This is a genomic window from Pseudomonas sp. R76 (assembly GCF_009834565.1).
Lineage (GTDB): Bacteria > Pseudomonadota > Gammaproteobacteria > Pseudomonadales > Pseudomonadaceae > Aquipseudomonas.
On the sequence record NZ_CP019428.1, the window covers coordinates 6326351 to 6340582 of the forward strand.

General features: G+C 62.4%; 11 protein-coding genes. 4 read left to right on the top strand and 7 right to left on the bottom strand.

Going from position 1 to position 14232, the window contains the following annotated elements:
* Positions 1 to 298: 298 nt before the first annotated feature.
* From PspR76_RS28715 to pilG, 7 genes are all read right to left on the bottom strand, one after another.
* Entirely contained in the window at positions 299 to 538 is a 240-nt protein-coding gene (locus tag PspR76_RS28715; RefSeq protein WP_159960621.1) for a DUF6124 family protein, read from the bottom strand.
* 472 nt (positions 539 to 1010) lie between these two features.
* On the bottom strand, positions 1011 to 1466 hold the full coding sequence (locus PspR76_RS28720) for a chemotaxis protein CheW (RefSeq protein WP_159960623.1): 456 nt from the start codon (positions 1464 to 1466) through the stop codon (positions 1011 to 1013).
* The gene (locus PspR76_RS28725) at positions 1459 to 7278 is read right to left on the bottom strand and encodes an Hpt domain-containing protein (protein WP_159960625.1); all 5820 of its coding nucleotides are present in this window, start codon (positions 7276 to 7278) and stop codon (positions 1459 to 1461) included. Before PspR76_RS28725 ends, PspR76_RS28720 begins: the two co-directional genes overlap by 8 nt.
* Before the next feature lie 169 nt (positions 7279 to 7447).
* Positions 7448 to 9499: a methyl-accepting chemotaxis protein gene (locus PspR76_RS28730; RefSeq protein ID WP_159960627.1), complete on the bottom strand. Its 2052-nt coding sequence runs from the start codon at positions 9497 to 9499 to the stop codon at positions 7448 to 7450.
* Positions 9496 to 10020, bottom strand: coding sequence for a chemotaxis protein CheW (locus tag PspR76_RS28735; RefSeq protein ID WP_159960629.1), 525 nt, complete (start codon positions 10018 to 10020; stop codon positions 9496 to 9498). The genes PspR76_RS28730 and PspR76_RS28735 overlap by 4 nt, the downstream gene beginning before the upstream one ends.
* A 12-nt stretch (positions 10021 to 10032) precedes the next feature.
* The gene (pilH, locus tag PspR76_RS28740) at positions 10033 to 10398 is read right to left on the bottom strand and encodes a twitching motility response regulator PilH (protein ID WP_159960631.1); all 366 of its coding nucleotides are present in this window, start codon (positions 10396 to 10398) and stop codon (positions 10033 to 10035) included.
* Between the two features lie 46 nt (positions 10399 to 10444).
* A complete protein-coding gene (gene pilG / locus PspR76_RS28745) occupies positions 10445 to 10852 on the bottom strand; it encodes a twitching motility response regulator PilG (protein ID WP_003176671.1) in 408 nt (135 codons plus the stop codon).
* Positions 10853 to 11091: 239 nt separating this feature from the next.
* Here pilG and gshB point away from each other — a divergent pair, with 239 nt between their 5' ends.
* From gshB to ruvX, 4 genes are all read left to right on the top strand, one after another.
* Positions 11092 to 12045, top strand: a complete 954-nt coding sequence (gene gshB / locus PspR76_RS28750; RefSeq protein WP_159960633.1) for a glutathione synthase — start codon at positions 11092 to 11094, stop codon at positions 12043 to 12045.
* A 77-nt stretch (positions 12046 to 12122) separates the two neighbouring features.
* Positions 12123 to 13028 (top strand): energy transducer TonB, encoded by a 906-nt coding sequence (locus tag PspR76_RS28755; protein WP_159960635.1) that lies wholly within the window; start codon positions 12123 to 12125, stop codon positions 13026 to 13028.
* Positions 13029 to 13200: 172 nt separating this feature from the next.
* Positions 13201 to 13770 (top strand): YqgE/AlgH family protein, encoded by a 570-nt coding sequence (locus PspR76_RS28760; RefSeq protein ID WP_078739562.1) that lies wholly within the window; start codon positions 13201 to 13203, stop codon positions 13768 to 13770.
* Positions 13770 to 14207, top strand: coding sequence for a Holliday junction resolvase RuvX (ruvX, locus tag PspR76_RS28765; protein WP_003195067.1), 438 nt, complete (start codon positions 13770 to 13772; stop codon positions 14205 to 14207). Before PspR76_RS28760 ends, ruvX begins: the two co-directional genes overlap by 1 nt.
* Positions 14208 to 14232 lie beyond the last annotated feature (25 nt).

A 14232-nucleotide genomic window follows, 5' to 3' on the forward strand; every position in this document is an offset into this window, starting at 1 on the left:
GTTCCCACGCTCAGCGTGGGAATGCCGCTTGGGACGCTCCGCGCTCCGCCAGTCAGTGCAATTCTCGAGTCGTGAACGAAGGTGACGCGGAGCGTCACAAGATGCATTTCCACGCGGAGCGTGGGAACGATCAACTGGATTCGAGCCGAATGAAGATCAAAATGTGGGAGCGGGCTTGCTCGCGAATACGGTGGGTCAGTTACACATTTACCGACTGACACCCTGCATTCGCGGGCAAGCCCGCTCCCACATTTGTTCGGTGGTGGTTGTTAGATAGCGGTCCCAAACAGGGACCGATTTAACCTTCCGGTGCAGGGCTGACTTGTTCAAGCGCTCTATCGACCAGCAACTGACTCAACTCGGCCATTTGCTGAATGCCGAGCATGATTGCGCGTTGGGAGGTGTCCAGGTTGAAGGCAAGATTGCAGGTCATGGCGTTTAGCGACGATAAAGTTTCGCTGGCGTTGACCAGAAGAGCTTCGGTGTTTTGGTGGGGGTTGACGGTGAAGATAGGCGGATTAGGGGTAGGTTTGACCATGATAAAACTCCTAAACAGTGAGTAAGGAGCGCCACCGTTCGCTTGCACGCGAATGAGGGTGGCGACCGTGCGCAGGTGTGCAAGACCGGGCCTGTTTAGGACACCCAGCAGGTCCGAAGACCTCCTGCGCGCAGCCGCCATAAAGCAGCGAGCACAAAAACCGCCCGTGGTTGACTGGGCGTTTGTACGCCTAAACAGTTTCGTCGGACTTGCACGTCCGTGTCACCGTTTTTTCGATGACGGAACGAAGACTAGCCGCCATGACTACCCACAACAAGTTCATGCACAGCCCGAAATCTTGCAGGAAAAATCCGAAGACTGGCCCATTTGATTGTTCCCACGCTCCGCGTGGGAATGCCGCCTGGGACGCTCCGCGTCCCGCCAGCCAGTGCAAGGCTCAAGTTCAGCACAAAGGTGACGCGGAGCGTCACGGGATGCATTCCCACGCGGAGCGGGGGGACGATCATCGCAGTCAGGCCAGGCCCGACTCAACCAACAAGGCTTCAAGCCCCATAAGGTCAGGCACTTTCGCCACATGTTCCCCCACTTGCACCGCCGCCAGTTCCAGCGGGCACAGCGGCACGTCGACGTAACTCAGTTGGCTATCCAACTTGTACGAACGCGGAATGCCCTGAATCACCATCGCAATAAACTTCAACGTCGGCCGCCCGCCCAGCGCGTTCAGCACCACTATCCGCGAGCGCTCGCCGGTCACGCTGGCCTCACCGCACACGGCTTCAAAGCTGATCAACGGCAACTGCCGATCACGCCATGTCACTTGCCGCAGATACCACGGCGGTGCGTCGCTGGCGGGTTCGCCGCGTTGGTAGTCGATGAGTTCGGCGATGGCGACGTTGGGCAGCACCAAGTGGCGGTCGGCCAGGGGCAGCAGCAGGCCGGTGAGTTGGCTGGTGCGGTGGTCAAGCATGGGACTTGCTCCAGTAGGCGATGCTTTCCAGCAGCACCGACTCTTGGTACGGCTTGCCGAGGTAGTCGTTGACGCCGATGGCCATGGCGCGGTCGCGGTGTTTCTGGCCGGTGCGTGAGGTGATCATGATGATCGGCAGGCGCATCAGCCGTGGGTCGTTGCGCACCTGGATCGCCACTTCGAAGCCGTCCATGCGCGGCATTTCGATGTCGAGCAGCATCAGGTCCGGGGTGTGCTCTTCGAGCAGGGCGATGGCGTCGATGCCGTCTTTGGCGGTGAGCACGTTCATGCCGTTGCGTTCCAGCAGGCGGCTGGTGACTTTGCGCACGGTGACCGAGTCGTCCACCACCAGCACCAGCAGCGGGCGTTTCTTCAGCGGGTCGTTGAGGATCAGCGGCGCGTCGACCGACTGCGCCGGCAACGCCGGTTGGCGGGCTCGGATGTGCGCCAGCAAGTCGATGATCAACACCACGCGGCCATCGCCGAGGATGGTCGCCCCGGACAAGCCCTGCACCCCGGCAAACTGCGGCCCCAGGCCCTTGACCACAATCTCGCGCGTACCGGCCATGGCGTCCACCTGCACCGCCACGCGCCGCTCGTTGCATTGCACCAGCAACACCGGCACCGGCTGGTATTGGCCGAGCAGTTTTGGCCGGGCGACGGTGTGCAGCAGGTCGCCCAGGTAGAACAACTCGTAGCGTTGACCCGCGTATTCGTAGCGCGGCGGGTCTTGTTGATAGTGCCCGGCCAGCTCGTGGGGCAGCACGCGCACCAGGCCTTCGATGGTATTGAGCGGGATCGCGTATTGGTCGTCCGCGCATTGCACCATCAGCGCGCGGTTAACCGACACGGTAAACGGCAGGCGAATGCGAAAGTGCACGCCCGAGCCCGCCGTCGAGTCGATGAACATCGAGCCGCCAAGCTGGCGCACTTCTTCGTGCACCACGTCCATGCCCACGCCGCGCCCGGAAATCTGGGTGATTTTTTCAGCGGTGGAAAAGCCCGGCTGCAGGATGAACTGCAACACGTCGCGGTCGCTCATGTCTTGATCAGGCGCGAGCAAGCCGCGCTTGATCGCCTTGCGCCGTACCGCGTCCAGCGGCACGCCGGCACCGTCGTCGCGCATGTCGAAGACGATATCGCCGCCTTCGTGCGTCAGGTCCAGGCTGATACGCCCTCTCGCAGGCTTGCCCGCCAGCAGCCGCGCCTCGCGGGACTCCAGGCCGTGGTCGACGGCATTACGCAGCATGTGTTCCAGCGGCGCCACCATGCGTTCCAGCACGTTGCGGTCCATCTCGCCTTCGGCATTACCGACCACAAATTCGACGTCCTTGCCCAACTCCTCCGCCACTTGGCGCACGATGCGCTTGAGGCGCGGCAGCATGCGCTCAAACGGCACCATGCGCGTGCGCATCAGGCCTTCTTGCAACTCGGTGTTGATACGCGCCTGTTGCTGCAACAGGTTATGCGCATCCGCGTTGCGGCGGTCGAGGGTTTCCTTCAGGTCCAGCAGGTCGGAAGCCGATTCGGACAACGCGCGCGACAACTGCTGCAACTGCGAATGGCGGTCCATTTCCAGCGGGTCGAATTCTTCATAACCCAGGCGCTCGGCCTCGGCCTGCTGGCGGCTGAGGATGCGGCCCTGGGTTTCGGTGTCGAGGCGGCGCAGTTGGTCGCGCATGCGCTCGATGGTGGTTTCGACTTCGTTGAGCGCGATGCGCGCGTCGTTGACCTGCTGTTCGATACGGCCCCGGAAGATCGAGGTTTCACCGGCCAGGTTGACCAGGTCGTCGAGCAAATCGGCGGAGATTTTCACCATATCGGCGGCGGGATCAACCGCTGCCTCAGCTTTACCGACGGGCAAGGCGACCGGCGCTACCGGCTCATCGCTGGGGTGCACCAGGCTTTTGATGCGCTCGATGAGTTTATCCACCGAGCCCACCGGCAACCCGCCCGCCACCGCGTCGATCATCTGCGCCAGGCGGTCGTGGCAGCCTTGCAGCAACGCGAACAGCTCCGCTGACGGCGCGAGTAAACCCGCCGACAGCCCCTCGTAGAGAAACTCCAGCTCATGGGCCAAATCGCCAATCGGCCCGATCTCGACCATGCGCGCGCCGCCCTTGAGGGTGTGCAGGTCGCGCAGCAAGGTTTCCACTTCCTGGCGGTTGCTCGGCTCGGCCTGCCAGCGCAGCAGTGCGCTGCTTGAGCTGTCGAGAATGTCGGCGGCTTCCTCAAGGAAAATATCCAGCAGCTCGGGATCAGCCGCGGCGGTTTCCGGGTCAGCGGCCGGGGTAGCGGGCGCGTTGCTCTGGCGCAACGCACGCAGCTGGGCGACCAAGTCGCTGGAGTCGCTCAGGGGCTGGTGGTCCTGCAATTCATCCAACTGCAAGGCCAGCCGTTCATGGCTGGCCATCAACACGTGGGACAATTCGGGCGAATAGTTGTAGCGGCGGTCCACCAAGCCTTCGTACAGGCATTCCAGCTCGTGGGCCAGGTCGCCAATCGGGCCAATTTCGGCCATCCGCGCGCCGCCCTTGAGAGTGTGCAAGTCCCGCTGCAACGACGACAACGGCGCCGTGCTGTCCGGCTCCAGCAGCCAGCGTTTAAGCGATTGCCCGGCGCTGTCGAGGATATCTACCGCCTCTTCCAGGAAGATCTCGACGATCTCGTCGTCCATCGCCGTGTCCTGGTTCAACTGTGCGGTGGCGGCACCCAGTTCGGAAATGCTCAGCGCACGGCTGCCGTCGCTTTTGACCAGGCCGGTAGCGGAGGGGTCGAGGGCTTCATCCAGCAGTTCGCGCAGGGCTTGCACCCGCGCCGGTGCGGGGTTGATTTCCTGGCCGGCCGCCAGTTGGTCGAGCATGTTGATCAGCGCTTCATGGGCCTGTTCGGCCTCATGGAAAAACCGCTCGCTGACTGCCAGGCTGCTCTCTTCAACGGCGCCATACAGGTCGAGCAAGGCTTCACACAGTTCGTCGATGGCGTGCAGGTCGGCGAGGTGCGCGCCCTCGCCCAAGGTGGTCAATTCATCCAGCAGCGCGGTCAGTTCCTGGCGTTCGCCGGGGTGTTGCTGCCAACGGCGCAGCAGGCTTTCGGCGTCCAGCAGGATGTCCATGCCCTGGGCCAGGAAGTTGGCAATCAGCTGCGGGTCGCGCTTGATCCGCAGGCCGGTGCTGGGCGCGTCGAGCAAGGCTTGCAGCTGTTGGTCGAGCAGGCTTTGGGTGCGGCTGATCAGGTCCGGCGCGCCTTTGATCGGCACCAGCGGGTCGCCGTCGAGTTGGCGCAAGCCGCGCTGGAACAGGCCTTCGGCTTCCAACAGCAACTCCACTTCGTCCAGGTCCAGCGGCAGGCGGTGGGCCTTGTACTCGCGGGTCAGGTGATCGAGCGGCCGCGCCAGCTCGGCAATCGGCAGCACGCCGGCCATGTAGGCGCTGCCCTTGAGGGTGTGCAGGGCGCGTTGCAGCTCATCGCTGACTTGCAGCGGCACATGCTCGGCAGCCTGTTGCAGGAAATGGTTGAGGCTTTCGAGGTGGCTCTGGGCTTCGTTGCGAAAAATCTCCAGCAGCATCGGGTCATAAGACTCTGCGACCGACGCGCCAGTGCCGCTGGCCAAAGCGTGCGCGCGGGCAGCCAGGGCGTCGACTTCATCGCGTTGGCGTTGGTCGTCGGCGGCGAAGTCGGCGATCAATTCCGGCAGCAGCGCCACGGCTTCGTCCAACACGTGCTGCACGTCAGGGCTGAGGGCCACGCTGCGTTCGAGCACGCGGTTCAGCAGGTTTTCCACCGCCCAGGCCAGCTCGGCCAGTACCAGCGCGCGAACCATACGGCCGCTGCCTTTCAAGGTATGGAAGGCGCGGCGCATTTCGCCCTGGGCAGTTTTGTCGGTGCTGTTGGGCAAATAGCGGTGCAGCACTTCAAGGACTTCATCGGTTTCTTCGAGGAAGACCTCGCGCAGCTCATCGTCGACAGGTTCTTCGCCCGCGGGCGGTGGCAGCAGGCTACCCGGACGCTGCTGGGCCGGCGGGTTCAGACGTGACGTGGGGTTGGCCAATGCATCGAATTGCGATTGGCTCGGCGCGGCTTCTGTCGACAAGGCGCCATCCGGCGCAGCCAGGGCCTGGCGCCAAGGTTTTTCGGCAGGCAAATAGCCGAGTGCAGCCAGGCCTCGGGTGGCCAATTCCAGCACCCGTTCGCCCGCAGCATCGGCGTCCTGGAGCATGCGCTCGAGGTAGTACTCCAGGCTGCTGATCACGTCGGCAAAATGCCCCAGCTGTGCCTCGGAAGGCGCGGCCTCGTTCACCATCAGCTGTTCGTCGACATAATCGGTGCAGCCGCGCATCAGGCTCGCCGCACGTGGCAGGGGAATCATCGCCAACGCGCCACGCACCTGGCTGAGCAACTCGGGCAGCGACTCCAGGCGCTGGCGGTCCCAGTGCGCTTCAACGCAGTCGATGACCAGCTCCTTGGCTTGCCTCAGGCACTGGCAGGATTCGCGGATCACCAATTGATGAATCTGGGTCAGGTCGGTGGTGGGCAGGCGGCTTTCTTCGCGGCTTTCCGGCTCGACGGTACCGACCATGCCGGCCAGCGTGGCTTCGACGTAAAGCAAGGCGCCGGCGACGTCCATCAGCACCGCGTCATTGGGTTCGCGCTGGCCCTGGACCAGGCTCAGCACCACGGCGAGTTGGTCGATGATGACTTTGCGCGGCTGGCCGAACCCCAGCACCGCCAGGGTATCGGCGATCTGCCGCAGCGGCGCCAGCAAGGCATCGAGGTCGCTGGTGTGTTGACGGTCGCTGCGCACGAACAAGTCGAGGCGCTCTTTGACCCGCACCAGTTCCTCGCACAAGGCGCCGAGCACCGAGCCCATGGCATTGCGGTCCGGTCCGGCCAGGCGCGCGCGTTCGGCATCGACCACGGCGCTGTCGGGCAAGGCTTCATCCAGGCCGTAACGTTCCTTGAGGCTTTGCATGCGCGGCGTCGGCCGGGTGACCTTGGCCACGTAGAACAGCAGGCTTTTGAGCAGTTCATCCGGCGCTGGCTGGTTGATGCCGCCAATGCCCTGGACCAGCAGGCGCTTGAGCTGCTTGTCGCTGGCCTTGAGCAGGCTGCGCAGCGCCGGGCTGTTGGCGATCACGCCGGTGAGCATGCCTTCGACCAGCGCCGAGGTGACTTGCCACAACGGCAGCAATGGCGCGCCCTGGCACAACGCTTCGAGGCGCGCGAACACCCGCGCCATGTCTTCCAGGTTGCTCGGGCCGTGATCTTCACGCAGCAAACCGGCCAGGGCCTGTTGCAGCAGTTGATGCCATTGGCGCAGCTGATCGTGAAGGTCAGGCTGCATGCGCTGGGCCAAGGCCTCGTCGGGCAATGGCGCAATCGACAGCAATTGCGGGCTGAACAGGCTGGTTTCCGACAGCAGGCTTTCGCCGCGCGCGCTGCGCAGGTCGTTGAGCAGCGGCAACACCACCAGCGGCAGGTCGCGGCGGGCGCTGTGCACGCGGTCGAGGTACAACGGCAATTGGCCAAGGGCCTGTTGCAGCAGGCGGATGCTTTCATCGCGCTGGCTGACACGCTCGGCTTGCAGGGCCAGGGCCAGTGCTTCGATTTCTTCGGCCAGCAGCGCTGCGCCGTAGAACTCGACCATTTGCAGTGCGCCATGCACTTGGTGGATGCCGGCCAGGCACTCGGCGATGGCGTCGCTGTCACTGGTTTCGACAAACGCGTCCAGCGCCGAACGGGCCTGTTTCAGGGTTTCGGCAATGTCGCCCTTGACCCATTCGAGGGCCACGTAGTCGTGCCGATCAACCATAACTGCTCCGCTTAGAATTCGTGAATTGCTGGTGTTGCCAAGATCTCAAATCAAAAGGAGATCCAATGTGGGAGCGGGCTTGCTCGCGAAAGCGGTGGGTCCGCTAATAGATCAGGTGACTGATACACCGCATTCGCGAGCAAGCCCGCTCCCACATTTTGATTGCATTTCAATCATCCGCCGATCGTGGCGGTGGCAGCGTGAAACCCGACACCGACCTGCGCAACTGGCTGGCCATCTTCGCCAGGTTGCCGATGCTCTCCGCCGTGGCCGTCGAGCCCGACGAGGTCTGTGTGGTGATCTGCTGGATCACGTTCATCGTCAGGGAAATCTGCCCGGCCGACGAGGTCTGTTGCTGCGCGGCATTGGAAATACTCTGGATCAACGCCGCCAGGGTTTTCGACACGCCTTCGATCTCTTCCAGCGCCACTCCGGCGTCTTGCGCCAGCCGCGCGCCGCGCACCACTTCGGTGGTGGTCTGTTCCATGGAAATAACCGCTTCATTGGTGTCGGCCTGGATCGCCCGCACCAAGGTTTCAATCTGCCGCGTGGCGGCTGACGAACGCTCGGCCAGGCGTTGCACTTCATCGGCCACCACCGCAAAACCACGCCCGGCATCCCCGGCCATGCTTGCCTGGATCGCGGCGTTGAGGGCGAGGATGTTGGTTTGGTCGGCAATGTCGTCAATCAGGCTGACGATGTCGCCAATTTCCTGGGACGACTCGCCCAGGCGCTTGATGCGTTTGGCGGTGTCCTGGATCTGCTCGCGAATGTTGTCCATGCCGTGGATGGTGTTGTGCACCACCTCGTTGCCCTTGTTGGCGATTTCCACCGAGCGCTCGGCCACTGCCGAGGACTCGGCGGCGTTGGCCGAGACCTGGTCGATGGACTGGGCCATCTCATTGATCGCGGTAGAGGCTTCGGCAATTTGCTGGGCCTGATGCTCCGAGGCCTGGGCCAGGTGCATGGCGGTAGCCTGGGTTTCCTGCACCGCCCCGGCGACTTGGCCGGCGGTGAGGTTGATGGTGGCGACCAGATCGCGCAGTTGGTCGACCGAATAATTGATCGAGTCGGCGATGGTGCCGGTGAAGTCTTCGGTGACCGAGGCGGTCACGGTCAAGTCGCCATCGGCGAGGTCTTCGATTTCGTCGAGCAGGCGCATGATCGCGTTCTGGTTACGCTCGTTCTTCTCGGCGGTTTCATGCAGTTGGCGGTTGGTTTCGCGCACCATCACCAGGCCGATCAGGATGATCGAGGTCAGCGCCAACAGGCCCAGCACGTAGCCGCCGATGGTGTCGAAGCTGCGCCCGCTGGCGAGGTTTTCAAACCCGGTGGCCAGGTGCGAGGCTTCATCGAGCAGGGTTTGCGACAGGTTGAAGATATTGCTCGCCGAGGCGCGCACCTGAAACAGCTGCGGAGAGGTTTCGAGGATTTCATCCACGGAGCCCGAGACAAACTCGAACAGCTCGGCAATTTCCGCCAGGCGCGCACGGGCGTCGTGGTCTTCGACCTGGGTGATACGCAACCCCGGGTTGCCGTTCAGCATGCCGTTGAGCACCACGCCGAAGCGGTTGGCATCACGACCAAAGGCATCGGCGGCCTGCACGGCGGTTTCGTCACCGGCAAGTACAGTGTTGACCGCGCCGAGAATACGCTCAGCCAGCAGCGATTGGCGCTGGGCCAAGGCCACCTGGCTGGCTGGCGCGCCGCGTTGCAGCAGGATGTCGACGACCTTTTCCGATTCCATCTGCAATTGCGGCACGGTTTCGGCCAGGGTCGCGGCCACTTGGTGCAACGACAACACGGTCTGTTCGCTGGCGAGGATTGCGTCGGTGTTTTTCAGCAGCGCTTCCCAGTCGGTCTGCACCGCGCGCATTTCCGCGCGCACCGCATTGGGCGCGGCGGGCAGGCCGGTCTCGATGTCACCTTTTTTCAGGTAGCCCCAACGCTGGGCGAAGTCGTTGCGCGCATCGCCCAGCAGCTTGAACGCCGCGGCCTTGCCGGCGGCGGCTTCGGTGGCGTTTTTGGCGATACGTTGTGACAGCACGCGCAGCTCACCGGCGTGGCCGATGTACTGTTTGTCGTAAGTGGACTGGGTGTTGAGGTACGCGAAGTTGGCGAACAACAGCATGATGAACACGATCAGTGCGATAAACAGCACGATGATCTGCGAACGGCTGCGCGACGCGGCTTGCGGTTTGGGAGAGGTGACAGTGGTCATGCGGCAACGTCCATGAAGCCTGGGGCCTGGGCCAGAGCGAAGGGGCTGAAGACCTGCCACAGTTGGTCGCTGTCGAACTGGCCCTGGATAACCGGTGCGCCGGGCGGCACGCTCGCCAGCAATGCGTCTTGTGCAAAATGTTGCATGCCCACCACCTCGTCCACCAGCAGCCCGACAAACATGTCGTTGAATTCCACCACCAGTACCCGCCGCTGCTTGCGCGCCTTGGACAATTCCAGGCCGAGAAACCCGCCCAGGTCCATCACCGGCAGCAAACGCCCGCGCAGGTTGGCCACACCTTTGACCCAGGGCTTGACCCCAGGCATCAAGGTACAGCGCGGCTCATGCAACACTTCCGCGACTTCGCCCATCGGCGCCACGTACCAATAAGGCCCCAGGCGAAAGCCGATCCCGCTCCAACGCTGCTGGCGGGTTTCCTGGGACGGCAGGTCGGCGGCCAGCAGGCGGCAGCGGCGGTCGATGTCCAGCAGCAGCTCGAAGGCGGTTTGCGACTCGGTCATGATGGCGTGCCGTCAGGGAGCCAGCACCTTGTTCAGGGTGGCGATCAGGGTTTCTTCGTCCACAGGCTTGGTCAGGTAATCCTTGGCGCCTTGGCGCGCGCCCCAGATTTTGTCGGTTTCCTGATCCTTGGTGGTGATGATGATGATCGGGATGCCGTTGGTTTCCGGCTCCTTGGACAGTTGGCGGGTGGCCTGGAAGCCATTGAGGCCCGGCATCACGATGTCCATCAGCACGGCGTCGGGTTTTTCCTGGCGGGCCAGGGCAACGCCGTCCGCGCCGTTTTCGGCCTTGAGAACCTGGTGGCCGTGCTTTTCCAGCATGCCGGTCAGTTTGTACATTTCGGTCGGCGAATCGTCGACGATCAGAACACGTGCCATGGTTTTCCCCACTACATTGGTGGACGCCGGCCCTTGTGAGGCGGTGTCAGTGTGCTTGTTCTACTGCGGCGAAGCCGGGCACGTAGGCCTTGATCGCACTCAGCAGTTCTTCCTTGCTGAAAGGCTTGGTCAAAAACTGATCGACACCCACGATGCGCCCCTTGGCCTTGTCGAACAGGCCGTCCTTGGAGGACAGCATGATCACCGGGATCGACTTGAACGCCGGGTTGTTCTTCACCAGGGCGCAGGTCTGATAGCCATCCAGGCGCGGCATCATGATGTCGACAAAGATAATGTGCGGGTGATGATCAACAATTCGGGCCAGGGCATCGAAACCGTCGATGGCCGTGATGACATCGCACCCCACGTTCTTCAACAGGGTTTCGGCGGTGCGGCGGATCGTTTTCGAATCGTCGATCACCATCACTCTCAAGGCGTTGGAATGCTGTTCCATATCTGCTCTACCATCGCCACAGCGAATCGGTTTTCGGTGTGTACTGCCTGATGTCTCACAGGATGAACGCTGCAAGCCTTGGAATTCAAGGGCTGCTGTACTGTGGCAGTCTTTTTAGCACAGTCTCCGGGCGCAATCTATCGAGCGACCGGCCAGGTGGTTTTTCCTTGACCCACAACAGCCGCAGCGCCACTCTGACGCCACTTTTATGCGCCCTAATTTGCTAGAGGAAATCCCCCATGAGCGTTCGCGTCGGCATTGTCATGGACCCTATCGCCAGCATTTCCTATAAAAAGGACAGCTCGCTGGCCATGCTCCTGGCCGCCCAGGCCCGCGGCTGGACCCTGTTCTATATGGAGCAGCGCGATCTTTACCAAGGCGACGGCGAAGCCCGCGCACGCATGCGCCCGCTGCAGGTGTTTGCCAACCCTGAAAAGTGGTTCGAGCTGGCGGATGAGATCGACAGCCCCTTGAGCGATCTGGACGTGATCCTGATGCGCAAGGACCCGCCGTTCGACATGGAATTCGTCTACTCCACCTACCTGTTGGAGCAGGCTGAGCGCGCCGGTGTGTTGATCGTCAACAAGCCGCAAAGCCTGCGCGACTGCAATGAAAAGCTGTTCGCCACCCTTTTCCCACAATGCACACCGCCGACGGTTGTCAGCCGCCGCGCCGACGTGCTGCGTGAATTCGCCGCCAAACACGGTGATGTGATCCTCAAGCCGTTGGACGGCATGGGCGGCACCTCGATTTTCCGCCACCGCGCGGGCGACCCGAACCTGTCGGTGATCCTCGAAACCCTGACCGCGCTGGGCACCCAGCAGATCATGGGCCAGGCTTACCTTCCGGCGATCAAGGACGGCGACAAGCGCATCCTGATGATTGACGGCGAGCCGGTGGATTACTGCCTGGCGCGTATCCCGGCGGCGGGCGAGACTCGTGGCAACCTGGCCGCTGGCGGTCGTGGTGAGGCGCGACCACTGTCGGACAAAGACCGTTGGATTGCTTCCCAAGTTGGCCCGACCCTGCGGGAAAAAGGCCTGCTCTTCGTAGGACTAGACGTAATTGGTGAAAACCTCACCGAAATCAACGTCACCAGCCCGACCTGTATTCGCGAGATCGACAACGCATTTGGCACGAACATCGGCGAAATGCTGATGGCCGCCATTGAGCGCAAGCTACAAGCCAAGTGACATAGAACAGCCGGACACACACCAACATTGCGTTATCATGCGCCATCTGTGAAATGCGCGATGTTGGTTTTTTTGTCATGACGCTCCCGCCCGATCTGCCCCCCGAACTCTCCCACAGTGGCGTGCGCCCGGCTGATCGGCTCGGATTTACCCTGTTCCTGGCAGCCTTGATTCACCTCGCGTTGCTGCTCGGCCTGGGTTTTACCTTCGCCGAACCCAAGCAGATCACCAAAACCCTGGAAATCACCCTCGCCACGTTCAAGAGCGAAAAGAAGCCTGAAAAGGCCGACTTTCTCGCCCAGGACAACCAGCAAGGCAGCGGCACCCTCGACAAGAAAGCCGTGCCCAAAACAACCGAAGTGGCGCCGTTCCAGGACAACAAGGTGAATAAAGTCACCCCGCCGCCGACGCCCAAGCCCGAGGTCAAGCAGGCCGCGCCCAAGGCCGCCGTGACTACCGTGGCGCCAAAACCGCAAAAAGCCCCGACCCAGCGCGAAAAAACCAAGACAGAACCACAGCCCGAGCCCGTGAAGCCGGCGCCGACCTTTGACAGTTCGCAGCTTTCCGACCAGATCTCCAGCCTTGAAGCGGAGCTGGCCAACGAACAACAGCTGTACGCCAAGCGCCCGCGCATCTATCGCCTGAACGCCGCCTCGACCATGCGCGACAAAGGTGCCTGGTATAAGGACGAATGGCGCAAGAAGGTCGAGCGCATCGGCAACCTCAACTACCCGGATGAGGCGCGGCGCCAGCAGATTTACGGCAATTTGCGTCTATTGGTGTCGATCAACCGTGATGGCTCGCTCTATGAAGTGCAGGTGCTGGAGTCGTCCGGCCAACCGCTGCTGGACCAGGCCGCCCAGCGCATCGTGCGCCTGGCTGCGCCTTTCGCGCCATTTACCGGCGACCTGAACGACGTCGACCGCCTGGAAATCATCCGCACCTGGAAGTTTGCCCGGGGTGATCGGCTGTCCAGTAACTGATCGTTAACTGATCGTTCCTACGCTCTGCGTGGGAATGAATCCTGTGACGCTCTGCGTCACGCCTACAAAAGCGGACGCAGAGCGTCCAGGGCGGCATTCCCACGCAGAGCGTGGGAATGATCTTCATAAGCGCAGCTTGTCAGTTCGCCCCTCCAACGCCACACTAGTGGACATGAAAAATGTCAGCCCGACCTACCTCAAGCACCAATTCCTGATCGCCATGCCCCATATGGCCGACCCAAACTTTGCGCAGACCTTGACCTACATCGTCGAGCACACGGCCAATGGTGCCATGGGGCTGGTGGTGAACCGCCCGCAAGAGCTGAACCTGGCCGACATTCTTGAGCAATTGCGCCCCGAGATCGACCCGCCGGCCCGTTGCCAGAGCGTGCCGATCTACATCGGCGGGCCGGTGCAGACCGATCGCGGTTTTGTGCTGCACCCCACTGGGCCGAAGTTCCAGGCCACGGTTGACCTTGAAGGTGTGTCGCTGTCCACGTCCCAGGACGTGTTGTTCGCCATCGCCGACGGCGTGGGGCCTGAGCAAAGTGTGATCACCCTCGGCTACGCCGGCTGGGAAGCCGGGCAGCTTGAGGCGGAGCTGGCCAGCAATGCCTGGCTGACCTGCCCGTTCGACGCCGACATTCTGTTCAATACCGCCAGCGAGCTACGCCTGGAAGCGGCGGCGGCCAAGCTGCGGGTCAACCTCAGCCTGCTGACCAGCCAGGCGGGGCACGCCTGATGGCCTTGCGTTTGATCCTCGGTTTTGACTACGGCACCAAACAGATCGGCGTAGCGGTCGGCCAGGTGATTACCGGCCAGGCCCGCGAGCTGTGCACCCTCAAAGCCCAGAACGGCGTGCCGGACTGGAACCAGGTCGAAGCCCTGATCAAGGAGTGGAAGCCCGACGCAGTCGTGGTCGGCCTGCCCCTGAATATGGACGGCACGCCCAGCGACATGTGCCTGCGCGCCGAAAAGTTCGCCCGCCGCCTCAATGGCCGCTACAACCTGCCCTTCTATACCCACGACGAGCGCCTGACCACCTTTGAAGCCAAGGGTGAGCGCCGCGACCGTGGCGGGCAGAAAGGCAGCTACCGCGACAACCCCGTGGACGCCATCGCCGCCGCCTTGCTATTGCAGGGTTGGCTGGATGAAAACACCGCTTTATTTGAATCCTGACTGACGCGGCTTGCCGCGTCTTTTT

Excerpts from the sequence above, each read along its gene's own strand:
- PspR76_RS28715 (WP_159960621.1), bottom strand. The coding sequence starts at position 538 with ATGGTCAAACCTACCCCTAATCCGCCTATCTTCACCGTCAACCCCCAC.
- ruvX (WP_003195067.1), top strand. The coding sequence starts at position 13,770 with ATGGCCTTGCGTTTGATCCTCGGTTTTGACTACGGCACCAAACAGATC.
- PspR76_RS28720 (WP_159960623.1), bottom strand. The coding sequence starts at position 1,466 with ATGCTTGACCACCGCACCAGCCAACTCACCGGCCTGCTGCTGCCCCTG.
- pilG (WP_003176671.1), bottom strand. The coding sequence starts at position 10,852 with ATGGAACAGCATTCCAACGCCTTGAGAGTGATGGTGATCGACGATTCG.
- pilH (WP_159960631.1), bottom strand. The coding sequence starts at position 10,398 with ATGGCACGTGTTCTGATCGTCGACGATTCGCCGACCGAAATGTACAAA.
- PspR76_RS28760 (WP_078739562.1), top strand. The coding sequence starts at position 13,201 with ATGAAAAATGTCAGCCCGACCTACCTCAAGCACCAATTCCTGATCGCC.
- PspR76_RS28725 (WP_159960625.1), bottom strand. The coding sequence starts at position 7,278 with ATGGTTGATCGGCACGACTACGTGGCCCTCGAATGGGTCAAGGGCGAC.
- PspR76_RS28755 (WP_159960635.1), top strand. The coding sequence starts at position 12,123 with ATGACGCTCCCGCCCGATCTGCCCCCCGAACTCTCCCACAGTGGCGTG.
- PspR76_RS28735 (WP_159960629.1), bottom strand. The coding sequence starts at position 10,020 with ATGACCGAGTCGCAAACCGCCTTCGAGCTGCTGCTGGACATCGACCGC.
- PspR76_RS28730 (WP_159960627.1), bottom strand. The coding sequence starts at position 9,499 with ATGACCACTGTCACCTCTCCCAAACCGCAAGCCGCGTCGCGCAGCCGT.
- gshB (WP_159960633.1), top strand. The coding sequence starts at position 11,092 with ATGAGCGTTCGCGTCGGCATTGTCATGGACCCTATCGCCAGCATTTCC.